The organism is Sorangium sp. So ce327, from assembly GCF_051530205.1.
Classification (GTDB): Bacteria; Myxococcota_A; Polyangia; order Polyangiales; family Polyangiaceae; genus Sorangium; species Sorangium cellulosum_B.
This window is the reverse complement of record NZ_CP150330.1, coordinates 7003235-7019325: the sequence shown is the minus strand read 5'-3', so window position 1 is coordinate 7019325 and position 16091 is coordinate 7003235. Positions and strand designations below refer to the sequence as shown.

Annotated in this window: 14 protein-coding genes; 9 read left to right on the top strand and 5 right to left on the bottom strand. The window is 69.7% G+C overall.

Annotated elements, in window-relative coordinates:
• Positions 1 to 102 precede the first annotated feature (102 nt).
• From WME95_RS26200 to WME95_RS26170, 7 genes are all read left to right on the top strand, one after another.
• Entirely contained in the window at positions 103 to 345 is a 243-nt protein-coding gene (locus WME95_RS26200; RefSeq protein WP_012237335.1) for a hypothetical protein, read from the top strand.
• Positions 342 to 2765: a molybdopterin-dependent oxidoreductase gene (locus WME95_RS26195; RefSeq protein WP_437902126.1), complete on the top strand. Its 2424-nt coding sequence runs from the start codon at positions 342 to 344 to the stop codon at positions 2763 to 2765. Before WME95_RS26200 ends, WME95_RS26195 begins: the two co-directional genes overlap by 4 nt.
• Positions 2762 to 3535, top strand: coding sequence for a nitrate reductase cytochrome c-type subunit (locus tag WME95_RS26190; protein ID WP_437902125.1), 774 nt, complete (start codon positions 2762 to 2764; stop codon positions 3533 to 3535). Before WME95_RS26195 ends, WME95_RS26190 begins: the two co-directional genes overlap by 4 nt.
• On the top strand, positions 3532 to 3888 hold the full coding sequence (locus tag WME95_RS26185; protein WP_437902124.1) for a hypothetical protein: 357 nt from the start codon (positions 3532 to 3534) through the stop codon (positions 3886 to 3888). Before WME95_RS26190 ends, WME95_RS26185 begins: the two co-directional genes overlap by 4 nt.
• 676 nt (positions 3889 to 4564) lie before the next feature.
• Positions 4565 to 5818 carry a carboxylate--amine ligase gene (locus WME95_RS26180; protein ID WP_437902123.1) on the top strand — a complete coding sequence of 418 codons (1254 nt, stop codon included), beginning with the start codon at positions 4565 to 4567 and terminating at the stop codon, positions 5816 to 5818.
• Complete coding sequence (locus tag WME95_RS26175) at positions 5784 to 6563, top strand: metallophosphoesterase family protein (RefSeq protein ID WP_437902122.1); 780 nt, start codon at positions 5784 to 5786, stop codon at positions 6561 to 6563. Before WME95_RS26180 ends, WME95_RS26175 begins: the two co-directional genes overlap by 35 nt.
• Before the next feature lie 85 nt (positions 6564 to 6648).
• Positions 6649 to 7953, top strand: coding sequence for a GNAT family N-acetyltransferase (locus WME95_RS26170; RefSeq protein WP_437902121.1), 1305 nt, complete (start codon positions 6649 to 6651; stop codon positions 7951 to 7953).
• Between the two features lie 105 nt (positions 7954 to 8058).
• Here the strand turns inward: WME95_RS26170 and manA are convergent, their stop codons facing one another.
• Positions 8059 to 9258, bottom strand: a complete 1200-nt coding sequence (gene manA / locus WME95_RS26165; protein ID WP_437902120.1) for a mannose-6-phosphate isomerase, class I — start codon at positions 9256 to 9258, stop codon at positions 8059 to 8061.
• A gap of 126 nt (positions 9259 to 9384) precedes the next feature.
• On the opposite strand from manA, the gene WME95_RS26160 reads away from it, so the two are divergent.
• Both WME95_RS26160 and WME95_RS26155 read left to right on the top strand, forming a co-directional pair.
• Complete coding sequence (locus WME95_RS26160; protein ID WP_437902119.1) at positions 9385 to 10005, top strand: MmcQ/YjbR family DNA-binding protein; 621 nt, start codon at positions 9385 to 9387, stop codon at positions 10003 to 10005.
• Positions 10006 to 10224: 219 nt separating this feature from the next.
• On the top strand, positions 10225 to 11256 hold the full coding sequence (locus WME95_RS26155) for an endonuclease/exonuclease/phosphatase family protein (RefSeq protein WP_437902118.1): 1032 nt from the start codon (positions 10225 to 10227) through the stop codon (positions 11254 to 11256).
• Between the two features lie 46 nt (positions 11257 to 11302).
• Here WME95_RS26155 and WME95_RS26150 read toward each other — a convergent pair whose 3' ends face one another.
• The 4 genes from WME95_RS26150 to WME95_RS26135 all read right to left on the bottom strand — a co-directional run bounded on the left by WME95_RS26150 (position 11303) and on the right by WME95_RS26135 (position 15997).
• Positions 11303 to 11935 carry a DUF6151 family protein gene (locus WME95_RS26150; RefSeq protein WP_437902117.1) on the bottom strand — a complete coding sequence of 211 codons (633 nt, stop codon included), beginning with the start codon at positions 11933 to 11935 and terminating at the stop codon, positions 11303 to 11305.
• 48 nt (positions 11936 to 11983) lie between these two features.
• On the bottom strand, positions 11984 to 13447 hold the full coding sequence (locus WME95_RS26145; protein WP_437902116.1) for an endo-1,4-beta-xylanase: 1464 nt from the start codon (positions 13445 to 13447) through the stop codon (positions 11984 to 11986).
• Between the two features lie 458 nt (positions 13448 to 13905).
• Complete coding sequence (locus tag WME95_RS26140) at positions 13906 to 14784, bottom strand: SUMF1/EgtB/PvdO family nonheme iron enzyme (protein WP_437902115.1); 879 nt, start codon at positions 14782 to 14784, stop codon at positions 13906 to 13908.
• 826 nt (positions 14785 to 15610) lie between these two features.
• A complete protein-coding gene (locus WME95_RS26135; protein ID WP_437902114.1) occupies positions 15611 to 15997 on the bottom strand; it encodes a VOC family protein in 387 nt (128 codons plus the stop codon).
• Positions 15998 to 16091: the final 94 nt, after the last annotated feature.

Sequence of the window (16091 nt, the reverse complement as noted above, 5' to 3'; positions counted from 1 at the left end):
GTCCCGGCGTCGATCTCGCGTGGCGTGGACCTTGCGATGTCGTGATCCGACGCTCGACCCGCTCGATCACATCCACCCGATCAACCCCAAACAGGCGTTCCGATGCCCCTCAGTGCTCTTGTCATCACGCTCTCCGATGAGCCCAGCGCGCGAGCGCGGGCGTGTCGCTCTCTCGCCGCGGAGGCGGCGCTCTCGCTCGGACCGCCGTGTGGTTCGAGGCTGCCCGCGATCGCCGAGACAGCGACCCTGCTCGCGGGGGAAGAGCTCGTGGAGCGGATGCTCTGCACCGACGGGGTGGACTTCGTCGATGTGGTCTCGGTCGACTTCTCGGATCTGGAGCCATGATGGATCGCCGCGATTTTCTGAGGTGCTCCGCGATGGGCGCGGCGACCGTGGCCGCCAATCGGCTCGCGCTGGGCAAGGACGGCATCGCCGCCGCCCAGGCGGCGCCCGGGGCGGGGACCGCCTCCGATGTGATCTGGAACAAGGCGCCGTGCAGGTTCTGCGGCACCGGCTGCCACGTGCAGGTGGGCGTGAAGGGGGGCCGCGTGGTCGCGGTCGCGGGCGACCAGAGCGCGGACGTCAACAAGGGCCTGCTCTGCGTGAAGGGGTATCACGTCGGCCTCGCCCTCTACGGCAGAGACCGGCTCACGAAGCCGCTGCTCCGCAAAAACGGCAAGCTCGAGCCCATCGGCTGGGATGAAGCCATCGCGATCGTCGCGCGGCGCGCGATGCAGAATCCGGCGGGGTTCGCGCTCTACGGCAGCGGCCAGTGGACGATCCCCGAGGGGTACGCGGCGAACAAGCTCGTGAAGGCGGGGATCGGGAACAACCAGATCGACCCGAACGCGCGCCTCTGCATGTCGTCTGCGGTGACAGGCTTCCTCTCCACCTACGGCGTGGACGAGCCGGCCGGCTGCTACGAGGATCTCGACAAGTGCGATGTCCTCCTCATGTGGGGGAACAACCCGGCCGAGATGCACCCCGTGCTCTTCTCGCGCGTCGTCGACCGGCGATCGCGGGGCGAGCAGGTGCTCCTCATCGATCTCACGACGCGGCGCACCCGCACCTCGGCCTTCTGCCAGCACACGCTGTATTTCAAGCCGAACACCGATCTTGCGATCGCGAACGGCATCGCGCACCTGCTCGTCGAGCGCGGGACGTTCGACCGGGCGTTCGTCGACAGGTTCTGCAACTTCCGCAAGCGGACGGAGCACCCCACCCTCGAGGGGCAGCCGATGAGCTTCGAGGAGTACAAGATGGCGCTCGCCGAGTACACCCCGGAGCGGGTGGAGGCGATCTCGGGCGTCGCCGCGAAGGACATCCGGATGCTGGCGGATCTCTTCGGGCGCCGCGATCTGCGGATCACGAGCGTCTGGTGCATGGGGATGAACCAGCACACCCGCGGCACCGCGATCAACGATCTGGTGCACGGCGTGCACCTGCTCAGCGGCCACTTCGGCAAGCCCGGCGACGCCCCGACCAGCCTGACGGGCCAGCCGTCGGCCTGCGGCACGGTGCGCGAGGTCGGCACGCTCGCCCACGGGCTCCCCGGCGGCCTCGTCGTCACGAACGCAGAGCACCGGAAGGAGGCCGAGCACCTCTGGAACCTGCCCGATGGGCGGATCAACCCGAAGCCCGGCTACCACACGGTCGAGCTCTGGAAGCGCTTCTCGACCCCGAAGGAGCAGGGGGGCGACATCGACACCATCTGGGTGATGGTGACCAATCCAGGCCAGTCGCTGCCGAACACGAACGAGCTCTTCGACGCGAGCCGCAAGATCCCGGGCAAGTTCCTTATCGTGTCCGACGTCTACCCGACGGCCACGGTGCGCGCCGCGGACCTCGTCCTGCCCTCGGCCATGTGGGTCGAGAAGAACGGGATGTTCGGCAACTCCGAGCGCCGTACGCAGCAGTGGTTCAAGATGGTCGAGCCGCCCGGCGAGGCGCGGGACGATGCATGGCAGATCATCGCCGTGGCGCGCAAGCTCCACGACATGGGGCTCGCCGGGATGAAGGACAAGGACGGCCGTTTCCTGTTCGACATCCGGAAGGACGGCAAGGAGGTGCCGGTCTGGGACTACAAGCGTTACCACGACGTCAACGTCGACGAGCACCTCTTCGAGGAGTACCGCGAGTTCAGCCGGTTCAAGCACAAGGACCTGGCGCCGTACCGCGAGTACGTCAAGGCGCGGGGCCTGCGCTGGCCTGTCGTCGAGCAGCCCGACGGCTCGTGGCGGGAGACGCGGTTCCGCTTCGCGAGGTTCGACGACCCTTATGCCACGAAGGAGGAGATCCAGTTTTACCACTCGGTGACCAAGGACGACCGGGCGCTCATCTGGTTTCACCCCTACGAGCCGCCGCCCGAGTCGCCCGACGCGGAGTATCCCTTCTGGCTGTGCACGGGCCGCGTCCTCGAGCACTGGCACACGGGGTCGCTCACCATGAGGATACCCCAGCTCCAGCGGGCGATGCCGCAGTCGTACCTGGAGATGAACCGCGAGGACGCGCGGAAGCTCGGTGTCGGCGACGGCGAGGTCGTGATCCTGGAGAGCCGGCGCGGCGCGCTCGAGCTGCCTGTCTGGATCGAGGGCCGTGGCGCGCCGCCGCCTGGCACGGTGTTCGTGCCGTTCTTCGATGAGACCGTGATGGTCAACCGCGCGACGCTCGAGGCGTACGATCCGCTCTCGAAGCAGCCTGATTACAAGAAGTGCGCGGTCAGGATCCGCCGCAAACCGCAGGCCAAGCGAGGAGAGGCGCGATGAAGGACGCTCGCGGCCTGCACGTCGGCCTCGCCGCGATCGTCGCTGTCGCGGCGGCGGGCTACTTCTCGGGAGTCCGCGGCACGGAGCAGGGGGTCGCCGAGCTGCACGGCGATCCCCCTCCGCCCTCGGCGAGCGTCGAGGCGCGCAGCTACGCCGACATGCGCGAGCGCGCGCACGGCCCGAACGCCGGCATGTACGAGGGCGCATTCGCCCGGCTCGAGGCGGCGGACGCCGATCTCTACGCGCCTGTCGAGCAGTCGGAGGCCGATCGAGAGGCGGCGCTCGAGCGGCGCGCTTCCCGCCGCGCCTACGACGGCGCGCCGCCCACGATCCCGCATCGCATCGAGCAGCTCGGCGTCCCGGATTGCCTGTCGTGCCACGAGCGCGGGCTGCGCGTCGCGAACCTCACCGCGCCCAGGATGAGCCACCGTCGCTACGAGAGCTGCACGCAGTGCCATGTCGTCGGCGACGACCCGAGGCCGCTCGCGGAGGCGCCGCCTCCGCCCGACAACACCTTTGCTGGTATGCCGTCGCCGCGGCGAGGCGCCCGCGCCTACGAGGGCGCGCCGCCCACGATCCCGCACCCGACGCTGATGCGCTCCGAGTGCGCGAGCTGCCATGGCGTCCATGGCGCCCTGGGCATTCGCTCGACCCACCCTTACCGGCAGAGCTGCACCCAGTGCCACGCCCCTTCGGCCGAGCTGGATCAGCGCGCGCCCACGCCTCTCTCCGCGTGGCCGCCGCCGAGCATGGGAGCGGACAGGCCATGAAGCTCCCCTCCACGGGTGAGACGGATGTCGGTCCCGAGATCCCGCTGCCTCCCTTGCAGGAGGCGGTGCTCGACGAGGCGACCCTTGATCAGCTCTTCTTCGACCTCGCCGAGGCCGCGGAGCTCGTCTCGGTGTCGTTCAAGGCCGGTGCGACTGCCCGCGCCGGCGATCTCCAGCGGGCCGGCAGCGCGGGCGGCGAGCTCGCCCTCGCCCGCCGCGCGCTCGGCGACGGGACCGCGCTCGGGGTGCAGATCCGTTATCGCTTCGCGGGCTCGGAGTGGTGGGACACGCTGCTCCGGGGGCCCTCCGGCGTGCGCCTCGTGCGCGTCCGGATCGAGGACGCTCTGGGATAGCGCGTCGCGCACGGGTGGCGCCGTCATTCGTCCTCATGCTCCTTGACGACATGATGATCCGAAGTCGCTGAGCGGACGCCGCCGGCGCGGCGCAGCGCTCTTCCGCATGGCTCATCCAACGTTGAACGGAGACCACCCACGCTTGCCTGGAGACCGGCCCGTCACCCGGGCGACCGCATGCCCTCTTCAGTGCCCGCGCGATCTGCCGACGGCTCACCTTTCGTAACTGGCCGAAGCCGTCCACGTCGTGGACGAATGAACACGCCGACCCAACAGGCACCCTCGGCCAATCCGCGCGCGGCGAGCGCCGCGCGCGAGGCGCGCAGCCGCCCGGACACGGGGTAGAACAGCTCGGTTCGGCGCGGCGGCCCATGTCCTTATCCTGGTCGGACAGTCCAGCGCCTTGGCTTTCCATTCCTTGCGTGATTCTCTTGTCAGCCAGCAAATCCCCCGTATACTGATTGTGAGTCGCGCTCCTGCCGTCCGCCATGTCGTCCTGAGGCGTGTCGCAGCGCTCGTGTCGATCCGCCGGATCGAGGCTCCGACCGTCCCAGGTCCGTTCCGGCGATGCCCTGGACGGCGCGCTCGCCGCTGGCGCTCGTGAGCTGAGCGGACGCCGGAGCGCTGCCGCCACCGATCTTCGCTGTGGTCAAAGGCTCTCGAAGGGGGAGGACTCATGTCAAACGTGGTGATCAGGGACGGACAGGACATCGACGTTGCCCGCTTCTCCCCCGAGCGCCCCCCCGCGCTCGTGTTGGGAGACATCACCCTGGTCCGGCCCCACGGGATGGCCGGGATCCCGGTCATCGCGGTGACCAAGGACCCGACCGACGCGGTCGTGTGCTCGCGCCACGTGAGCGCCGCGTGCCTCGTGCCCGGCTTCGACGAGGCGAGCCGGGCCGCGTCCGCGGCGACCCTGCTGCGCCTCGGGGCGCGGCTCCACGCCGCCCTCGGACGCAGGATCCCGCTGGTCTACGGCACCGACCCGCAGCTCGAGCTCGTCTATCGCCACCGGAGAGCGCTGGCGCAGCACTTCCTCTTCCTCCTCAACGAGGAGGACGTGTGCTGGTCTCTCCTCGACAAGGAGGGTTTTTACGACCTCTGCGAGGCGAGAGGCGTCCTTGCGCCGCGCACGCTGCGGCCGGGCGGCGATCCCGCGAGCCTGCGCGAGCCGCTCCTCGTGAAGCCGCGCCGCAAGTCGGCCTGGGCCGAGATCCAGCGCGATCTGCTCGGCGGCGCTGGCAAGGCGCGCCTCTTCGACACGCGCGCCGAGCTCCTCGCGCACCCGCATTTCGAGCGCCTCAAGCAGGACCTGATCGTCCAGGAGCACATCCCGGGCGGCGTCGTCGATCTCGTGTCGTTCCACGGGTTCGCGGACGAGGAGGGAGAGTTGCTCGCGTGGTTCTGCGGACGCAAGCTCCGCACCTACCCGGCCTTCGCCGGTGAGAGCGCGGTCGTCGAGATCACGGGCGACGAGGCGGTCGCCGAGGCCGGGCGCGACGTCGCCGCGAAGCTTGGGCTGAAGGGGCCCTTCAAGATCGACCTCGTCCGCGACGCAAGGAGCGGCGCGCTCTACACCCTCGAGGTCAATGCCCGGTATACCCTCTGGAACCACGTGGGCGCCGCGGCGGGCGTCAACCTGCCGCGCGTCGCGTACGACTACCTGGTCGAGGGCAGGCGCCCGCCTGCGCCGCCGCGCGCCGCCCCGAGCCACCGCTGGCTCGACCTCTACCGTGTCTACCGCGCGTTCCGGGAGCAGCGCAGCAGCGCGTCCCTCGCGGGTTGGCTCGGCACGGTCGCCGGGGCGCGCACCGTCTACGACGCGTTCGCCTGGGACGACCCGAAGCCCTTCGCGCGATGGGCCAGCTCATTCCTCACACGAAAGGTGGCAGGCCATGCTCTACGGGATCATCGCGGACATTCACGGTAACCTCGAGGCCCTCTCGGCCGTGCAGGCGTTCCTCGCGGAGCGGGGGGTGGAGCGCCTGCTCTGCCTCGGGGATATCGTCGGGTACAACGCAGACTCCGACGTGTGCGTGCGCCTGCTCGCGCGACCGCCGACCCTCGCGATCGCGGGCAACCACGACCTCATCGCGATCGATCGGATCGGCGTCGAGCGTTGCGGAACCAAGGCGACGTTCGCGCTCCAGCGCACGCGCGTCGCGCTCTCCTCAGACAGCAAGCGGGCCCTCGCCCTGCTGCCCAGGCGGCGCCTTATCGAGGGCGAGATCGTCCTTATCCACGGCGGCGTCGTCGACCCCTGTCAGTACATGGTGAGCCCCGCGCACATCGAGGCGAACGCGCTGCTCCTCAGGGAGCGCGAGCCGAGCGGGCGCATCTGCTTCTTCGGGCACACCCACGTCCAGGCGCTCTACGAGGTCGAGGCGGGGGTCGCGACGCCGCGGCCGACGGGCGAGCGGATCTCGCTCGGCCACGGGCGCCGGTGCTTCTTCATCAACCCCGGCTCGGTCGACGCGGCCCGGAGGCGCGAGAAGCTCGCCGAGCTCGCCGTCTTCGACTCGTCGCGACAGGAGATCTCGTTTCATCGGGTCCCTTATGAACACGAGCGCGCCGAGCGGCGCGCCGCCGAGGAGGGGTATCGAATGACATGGCTGGACAAGCGGTTCGCCGCGGCGCGGACGGCGCTTGCCCAGCTGCGGCCACGATGGCGCTGAGGGGAGCGACGCTGCCGCCGCGCCGCTGAGAGGCCCGGCAGAGCGGCGGCGGACGGCGTGCGGGGTTGTGCGGAAGGGAGGGGGGATGCTGCGGTTTCACCTGGTCACCGATGTCGCCGAGCTCGGCGCGATGCGTGGGGCGTGGGAAGAACTGATGGGGCGGAGCGGCATGAACGACCCGATGCTCACGCCGGACTGGATGCTCGCCTGGTGGCGCGTGTTCGGGGCGCAGGGCCGCTCGCTGCGCGCCGCGCTCTTCTTCGATGGGTCCCGCCTTGTCGGCCTCGCGCCGCTGCTGGAGCGCCGCTGCCGGCACCGCAGCGGCATCGTGTTCCGCCGGCTGGAGCTCATCGCCTCGGGGGAGGATCAGGCCGACGAGGTCTGCTCTTGCAACCTCGGTGTCATCGCCGAGCGGGGCGCCGAGGCCGACGTCGCGCACGCGCTCGCCGGCGCGCTCACGGGCGCGGCGCTCGGGGCCTGGGACGAGCTGGTGATGCCGGCCATGCGCCCCGAGGGCGCGCTCGCCGTGATCCTCTCGCGCGAGCTCCGGCAGCACGGCATCGACGCGCGGATCGAGGTCACGGACGCCTCACCCTACATCCCGCTGCCGTCCAGCTGGGAGAAGTACCTGAGCGCGCTCTCCGCCTCGCGCCGCTACCTCGTGCGCCGCTCGACGCGCGATCTCGAGGCGTGGGCGGGCGGCACGCTGACGTTCGAGCGGGCGAGGACGCGCGCGGAGCTCGAGCGCGCGCGAGAGATCCTGCTCCGCCTGCACGCCGAGCGCTGGTCGGCCGATGGGCGCGCCGGCGTGTTCGCCTCGCAGCGCTTCCGCGAGTTCCACGACGAGGTGATGCCCGCGATGTTCGAGCGCGGCGCCCTCGATCTCGCGTGGCTCTCGGCGCGCGGCGAGCCCATCGCGGCGCTCTATAACCTTGTGTGGAACAACAAGATCTACTTCTACCAGTGCGGGCGCAGGGTCGACCTGCCGAAGGGGCTCCGGCCGGGGACCGTGATCCACGCCTTTGCCATCCGCGCTGCGATCGCGGAGGGGCGGCACGAGTACGATTTTCTGGACAGCCCTTGCCAGTACAAGCTGGCCCTCTCGCTATCGGCGCGGCCGCTCATCGAGCTCCGGGCCGCGCGCCCCTCGGTGAACGACAGCGCCCGCCGCGCCGCGGAGCTCGCCGCGCACGAGCTCCGCGCGCTCAAGCGGCGCGTCCTCGCGACGTGGCGCGCCGCCGCCGGGTCGCTCGCGCGCGGGCCCGCGGATGGCCAGGAGACCCCGCGCGGCGAGCCCGCGGTCGCCCAGGGAGAGCCCGCCATCCCCCCGCGGGAAGCGCGTGAGCGAGCCGCCTCGGAGCGAGCTGTTCGCCAAGAACAGAAATCCTAGGCTCCCGTCCCGTGCTCTGTGGCCCTCTGTTCCTCTTCTGTGGGCAGAGGCCGGGGGCCGGAATCGGACGCTGCCCGGCGTCACTGTGCGTCTCTCGAGGTGGCTTCAGAGGCCGACGGTAGCCCGGAAGAACTGGCCGTGTCCCTCGATGGCGTAGCTCCCCGACGAGAACGGGACGAAGATCGAGCCACCCTGGCGGAGCTCGCGGGCAGCGCCGCGCGCGTCGACCAGCGAGGCCTGTCCCCTGGTGCAGAGGACGATCTCGGGGCCGCGGCGGTCATCGGTCCTCCAGGGGGCCGCGGCGTCGAGGTCGATGCGGGAGAGCCGGAACTCCGGTGCTGGGGTGTCATAGAAGGACTCCACGCCCGCCTGGCGTGGGACGATGGGCTCGACACGCCACGGCGCGAAATCGAGGACGCGAACGAGCTCGTCGACGTTGACGCGCTTCGGCGTGAGCCCGCCGCGCAGCACGTTGTCGGAGCTCGCCATGATCTCGATCCCGACCCCTTGCACATAGGCGTGCAGCCGGCGCGGCGGCAGGTACAGCGCCTCGCCCGGCTCGAGGTGCACGTCGTTGAGCAGGAGCGCGATCACGACGCCGACGTCGCCCGGGTAGAGCTCGTTCAAGCGGAGCGCCCAGCCAGCGGCCCGCGCGAGCCATCCGCCCGCCTGGGCGCGCTCCCGGCACGCCTCGACCACCGAGGACACGAGCTCGCGCCGGGCGGCCGGTTCGAGCGCGAGCAGGCCCTGGACGAGCCGCGCGACAGCGGCCGCGTCGATCCCATCGGCGCTGCGCGGGACGAGCGCGTCCCCCGGGCCTCCGGCGAGGAGCTCGAAGACCTCCGGCAGGGCCGTGGCGGGCCGGAAACCGCAGAGGGCGTCGAACGGGGTGAGCGCGCAGATGAGCTCGGGTTTGTGGTGCGGGTCGCGGTAGGTGCGCTCGGGGGCGTCGACCGGGACGCCGGCGGCGTTCTCCGCGTCGAACCCGCGTCGCGCCTGCGCTTCGTCCGGGTGTGCCTGCAGCGACAGCGGCTGGTCGGCCGCGAGCACCTTGAGCAGAAAGGGGAGCCGAGCGCCGAAGCGTTCGCGCGTCGGTCCTCCGAGGAAGGCGTCTGCGTGCCTGGAGATGGCGTCGATCAGGCGCTCTCGTCCCCCGTCGAGCTCGATGCACGAGGAGGCCGCCGGGTGGGCTCCCATCCAGAGCTCGGCCTGTGGCTTGTCGGAGGGGCGCTGTCCGAGCAACGTCGCGATGGCGTCCCGGGAGCCCCAGGCGTACTCCTGAACACGGTTCTCGAGCGAAAACATTGGGATAACGTGCTCCTGCAAGGCGCCACCCTACCTCATGGCACCGGAGAAATCAGCCCTTGAGCGGGCTGTGCGCAGGCGCCGTTCCGGCTTTACGAGGTCGTGCGAGCGCTCTACGCTGGCCGGATGACGATGCGCCAGGACGACGCGAGGTTCACGCCCATCCTCGCGAGGCTGCGCGACGCCGCGCTGGCCTATCCAGAGGCCGTGGAGGAGTTCCCCTGGGGCGACCGTGTCGCCAAGGTGCGCGGGAAGATCTTCGTCTTCCTCAACAGCCACGAAGGGAAGCTACGTGTCACGGCCAAGCTCCCGCAGTCGGGCGAGGCCGCGCTCATGCTGCCGTTCGCGGAGCCAACGGGGTACAACCTCGGCAAGAGCGGCTGGGTGACGGCGCGCTTCGGCCCGAAGGATCGCGTGCCCGAGGCGATGCTGCTCGAGTGGATCGAGGAGAGCTACCGCGCGGTGGCGCCGAAGCGAGCGTTGCTGTCGCTGGGTGGCGCGGCGCTGGCGCCGGGGAAGCCAGTGAAGAAGGGGTCTCCCGCCAAGAAGGTGGCGGCGGCGAAGGGAGCTCCGGAGAAGAAGGCTGCGGCGAAGAAGAGGACTCCCGTCAAGAAGGTGGCAGCCGAGAAGGGAGCGCCGGAGAAGAAGGCTGCGGCGGAGAAGGGGACTCCCGCCGCGAAGGCTGCGGCGAAGAAGGGGTCTTCCGCCAAGAAGGCGGCGGAGAAGGAGAGCCGGCGAAGTCCATGACGCTTGTGAACGAGGCGGCGCCAGCGGACGCGGCCAGCGCGCCCGGCCGGTGAGGCTGAGTGCGTTCGTCGCCGCCGCGCGTCGAGACGGACTCTACACCCCGACGGAGGAACATCGATGCGCCACCGCGAGCCATCCAGGGATGCGTCGTCCGAGCCGCAACCGCAATCCGCCAGGCGTCCTTCGTCCCCACCACGCTGGCGCCGGCTCCGGTTCGTCGTGCTCGCCGTCGCCGTGCTCTACCTCCTCGCGGTCGCGTCGATCTGGCTCGCCCTGCCCCTCGTGGGCGACCGGTGGTGGCCGGGGACGCTCTTTCTCTTCGGCCCGCGCCGGATCGTCGCTCTCCCTCTCCTCGTGATCGTGCCCGCCGCGCTCCTCGTGCAGCGCCGCGCTCTCCTCCCGGCGGCGCTGGCATCCGCGATCGTGGCCGGGCCGATCCTCGGTTTCACGTTCTCTCTCCGGGCCCTTACCGGAGACGCCGACAGGCACGATCTGCGCGTCGCCTCCTTCAACACGGGCAGCCGCGCGATGGACATCGATCGACTCAAGGGCTTCGTGGCCGAGACCCGGCCCGACGTGATCGCGATGCAGGAGTGCTCGGCGTCGGAGCCGGAGCTGAACGCAGCATTTCCAGGATGGTCCGTCCACGTCGATACCGGGATGTGCCTTGTGAGCCGGCACCCTCTCCTCAAGGCCGAGTCCAGGGATCGCCGTGACGTCTGGGATCAAGGCGGCCACGGCGCGATCCTGCGCTACGAGATCGCGCTGCCGGACGCGCCACGGCTGAGCTCGGAGGAGCCGCCCGGGACCCGTGTCTTCAGCCTGCTCAACCTGCATCTGGAGACGCCCCGCGAGGCGATCGAGGCGCTGATCCACGGCCTGTGGAAGCAGGCAGCGGAGCACGACCGCGTCATCGCATTGCGTGTCTGGGAGTCCGAGCTCGCGCGGCAGTGGGTCGACGAGGCGCCCTATCCGGTCGTCGTCGCCGGCGACTTCAACATGCCGGTCGACAGCGCCATCTACCGGCGCTTCTGGGCGGGCTTCGAGAACGCGTTCTCGCGCGCCGGCCTGGGGTTCGGCGCGACGAAGCGCACGCGCTGGTTTGGCGTCCGCATCGACCACGTGCTCGCCGGGCCTGGCTGGACGACCGAGCGCGCATGGATCGGCCCGGATCTCGGCTCGGATCACCTCCCCATCGTCGCCGACCTGCGCTGGAGCGGTACTCCGCGCGAAGGGCGCGCGGAGCGCTAGCGCGGCGACGCCGCGAGGACGAGCGGGGGAGGTTCGAGCCGGCCCGTCATGCGCGCGCGGGGCGCGGGCCGCACAGCGGGCGCAGCGCCTCGCGCTCGGCCGCGGACAGCACCGTGATGGGGTACTTCGGATCGCCGCTCGCGCGATCGAAGAACGGATGCGGCCACGCCTTGCCGCGGAGCTTCCAGCCGAGCAGCTTCCGGGCCACGTGCGCGAGGAATCGCACGCTCGGCCTCAGCGACCCGGGCGGCGGCTCGCCGATGGCGAACTTGCCCAGGATCGCGCCGCGCGGCGCGCCGAAGACCTCGTCGCACGGGCGCGCGCCCGGCGCTTGCTGGAACAGCTCTGTGACGATGCCGACGAACGGCAGTCGCGGCGTCAACGTGTTGCCGAGCGGCGTCTTGCAGCAGCTCGCGTACCAGCGATAGAGGCCCTTGGGCGTCAGGCGCACCGCGGTGACGAGCTCGCTGCCGCGGTCGAAGGAGACCGCCGAAGGAGCCACCTGCACGATGTCCGTGCCGCCCTGCTCATCGAGCAGGTCGGCGCGGCCGAGATGGTGCAGGAACGCCTGACAGTCGTCGCAGTAGCAGACGGCGCGGTTCACCGCTTCCGGCGATGCACCGCGCAGCCATCCATGGACCTTTCCGCAGCGACACTGGAGCTCGACGTCTCTGGACATTCGGCTCGCATAGCACGGCTCGACGCGCGCCGCGCGCGCTTCTGGTCGTCAGCGGTCGAGGAAGTCCATCAGCCACGTCATGGCCGGCCGCATGGTGCCGTTCGGCTGCTGGAGGCCCGTGTTGGCCCTCCAGGTGGAGCCGACGATGTAACCCCACAGCGTGACGCCGGGAACGGAAGGGTGATTCCAGAACATCGTGAACTGCTCCTGCATCACCCGGCGCTGCTCCTCGTCGTTCGCGATGCCGATATCGTACTCGGTGATGTACACGGGCTTGCCCAGCGACGCGAGCTTGTCGATGTACCCTTTCACCGTGTTTGTGTTGAGCCTGTATGCGTCGTGGGCCTGCGCGCCGAGCGCGTCGACCGGGGCGCCTGCGTTGATCACCGCCCTCGCGATCCGCATGAAGTTCTGGTGCTCACCCTCGTACTCGATGTTGTTGTAGTCGTTGAGGATCAGCTTCGCGTTCGGGCAGAACTCGCGAGCCCACTTGAAGGAGTTGACGATCCAGTCATAGCCGCTGGCGCCGTCGCCGCCGATGCCGTTCTTGTAAGAGGGCGTCGTGTGGGGCGGCGGCTCGTTGACGACGTCGATGTACTTGGTGTCGGGGTAGCGCGCGCAGAACGACCGCATCCAGTCCCTCACGGCCGCCTGCTGCTCCGACCCGGAGAGGCCCGCGAGCCACTCTGGCTGCTGGCTGCCCCACACGAAGGTGTGCTGCTTGAACGGGATGCCGTTGTCCTTCGCGTACTTGTAGATCGTGTCGAGCTTGCTCCAGTCTTTCTGGCCGCGCGCCCTCTCGACGGAGCCCCACTTGCCCTCGTTCTCGGGCGTGATCTGGTTCCAATAGTTCGCGAAGCCGGCGCGGACGGCGCCATTCGTCGTGATGTTGCCCACGAACTTCGCGCCGGTCGGGGTGCCGCCGCCGGAGCCGCCGGAGCCGCCGGAGCCGCCCCCGCCACCGGAGCCGCCTGCACCGCCCCCGCCGCTGCTCGCCGAGGAGCTCGAGGACGAGCTCGAGCTGCTGCTGGTCGATGAGGAGCTCGAACTGCTGCTGCTCGATGAAGAAGAGCTCGTGCTGGTGCTCGAGCCTCCATTGCCCTTGACCGAGACGATCGTGGGGCTCCCGGTGCCGCTCGCGCAGAACCCCCATGACGCCGAGCGGCCCGCGGCGATCGAGCCATTGTAGCTCTCGTTGGTGACGTTCAGCTGCCCGCCGGACGGCGTGTAGCGCGCGTTCCACAGGCTGGTCACCGTGGCGCCGTTGAGCCCGACGACCAGACCCCAGGACGTGGCCGGGCCGGTGCTCGTGTTCGTCACGGTCACGTTCGCGCAGTACCCGCCGGTCCATTGCGACTGGAACGTGAGCTCGGCCTTCATCGTGTTGTCCGGGCTGCTCAACCCCGACTCGAGGGCGTCGCTGTCCTCCAGGTCAGCAGGCTCCATGGCGCAGGCGACCAGGCAGCACGCGAACGAGAAGGAGACAGTGCCAAGTAAGCGATTGATACGCATAAGGTCCTCCATGATCCGGCCGGCCGAGCCGCAGGGTTGTGCTCAAAGCAAATAAGTAAAACAGAGTTGCGTCAGCGAGCCCTGCAGCCCATCGGGTCGAATTTGTAAGATTGCGACCGGAGCGATACGCGATCGACAACGGCCGTTGCACGATCACACCGTGACTGTCGAAGCAAGGTTTACACGTGCCATGCGCGGCGCGAGACGATGCCGAGCATGCCATGTGACTTAAGCATGCAACTGGGAACCGATGTCAAGCGCTTCGCGCGATCGGTCTCCTGATACAGTCACGTCGCATTCACTGGCCCGCGACGGAACGGCGTGCGTGCCGTCCGCCCTCCTGAAGCTGCAACGATGATTCGATTGTCGAACTATGCGCTCAGGGGGATACCGTCGCTCCCGCGGTCTGCGGGCGCGAGGTCAGAAGTCCGGGCGGACGTGTGGCCCGCGGGCCGCGCTCACCCCGCGGGGTGTGTCTCGGCGTCCGCGCAGCAGCGGAAGCCGACCTCGTAGCCGTAGTCGTCTTCCTTGTGAAAGGTCGTCATCGGGCGGCACTGGCTCCGGATCGGACCCCACCATCCGCCCTTGAGCCCGCTGCGGTAAGGGGCCTTCTGATCGGTGCGCACCACCCACTCGTTGACGTTGCCGTTCAGGTCGAAGACGCCCGCCCACGAGGCGCACTCCGCGCGCCCGCCCGACGGCTCGCGGCCGTCCAGGCGCGCGAGCTCGGCGGCGCATCGCGCGTTCTGCTGGCACGCTTCGTAGTGGAGCAGCCGCTGCGAGTGGTCCGGAAAGCGGTAGTCTCGGTCCTGATTGCACGTCTCGGCATTCCGCTCGTAGCCGTAGACGTAAGGCTGCGATTCAGGGCCTTCGCAGGCGAAATTGAACTCGGCCTCGGTGCAGAGCCGCTTGCCCTCCGCCGCGCAGAGCCCGGCGGCTTGCTCCCACGAGGTCAGCGTGCGCGGCAGCGCGCCCGGGACATTCGGGTACTCGTACCGGTCCATGCAGAACGAGAGGTGCTGGGTCTTCTCGGCGACGCACCGCGACGGCTCGCGGAATCGCAAGCATCGGGCGGCGACCCCCGGCTCGCCGTGGCGCTTTGTCCATTCGGGATGGTACTCGAGGCATTCCTGCACCACGGCGCTGCAATACTCGCCCTCCACCCGCACCATCCCGTCGGGGCAGCCCTGGGTCGAGCCGGGCAGCGCGATCGGCACCTCGATCATCGCCGGCTGGTCCAGCGGCTCGTCGTTCTCCGCGGCCGGAAGCTCGACCGGCAGCGGGTCCGAGTTCTCCGCCTCCGTCGCCGGCGTCTCGACCGGCAGCGGGTCGGACATCTCCGCCGACTGCTCGGGAATCTCGACGTGCCGGGCGTCGCCTCCAGCTCCGCCCCCGCTCCCGCCGCTGTCCGAGGGACCGGTGCAGCTCGAGGTCGCAACGCCAAGCAGTGTCAGTACCGTGAAACCCAGGATACGCACGTTAACCTCTTCCCACGTTTGGCTACATCAGCCTACAGGCGTGGGCCAAAATTGATGCTGACCCGGGCTCGCCTCGATTTCTCGCGAGCGTCGGGAGCCGTCCGGAGGCACTGCAAAATCTCGGCCTGCCTCCGCACCCCGGAAAACCGGTCTACGGGGCTGTTTGACGTGGCTTTATCCCGTGGCGTGGCCGCCCGGTGGTCCAGGATGGCCGGCCAGCGCGGCCACCCCGGCACATCGGCCAGCGCGCGAACTGCGCGCCCTGCGTCCTCTTGCGCCGCGGGTCGGTCGCCGCCGTCATGTCGCGTCGACCGAAGGGCTCAGGCGGGGATCTGGGCCTCTCTCTCCTGTCACGCCGGCACGCCGCAGGCGGGGCAACTCAGGAGGTCAAAGCGCGTCCAGTATCCGCGGAACTGCACGACCCTTGCAGGTCTGGAAGCCTCGGCGTGCGCCGCTGGCGCCGGCGCCGACGGCCGAGCGATGCGAACGGGCACCGCGGCGCCAAGGCGCTCGACGGGGATACCTGGATGGATCGGGCTCGGAACCAGTTCGCCAGGGCCGCTCTATCGAGTTTTGCAGAGGAGCGGGCGTGAGCGCAAGAATGGGTAGGGTTGTGTTACGTTATGGTGAATTGCACGAAATAATGAGTTGCCCATTGCGGGCGTCGAGGCCGGAGCCGCCGCTTCTATACGGGGTTCCCCTCGTCGTCCCACGTGGAGAAGCCGTGCGCGTCCGGGTGATGGGTCCTCACCACGCAGAAGCGCTGGCCGGTCGGCGCCTCGAGCACCCACCACGTCGAGGCCTGCGTGACCCGCTTGGCGCCGAGCCGCTCGAGGCGGCGCACCTCGGCTTCGACGTTGTCGGTCTCGATGTCGAGGTGAACGCGGCTCCCGTGCTTCACGCTCTGCACTTCGACCGAGAGATCGCGCGCAGACGCGTCCAGGCGGACGTAGGCCTCGCCGTCTTGGCCGCGCGATCGCATCCCGAGCGCCGCGCTCCAGAAGCGGGCGGCGCCATCGAGATCGTCGGTTCGGCAGTCGATGATGAACCCAGCCAGGCGACTCTTGTGCATGCGATCTGTTAGCACGGCCACCACGGTGCGGCGGCGACGCAGGGCGCCCACGTGAGATTGCTGCCCACGCACCAGCTGATGTGGTGCGTCGCCG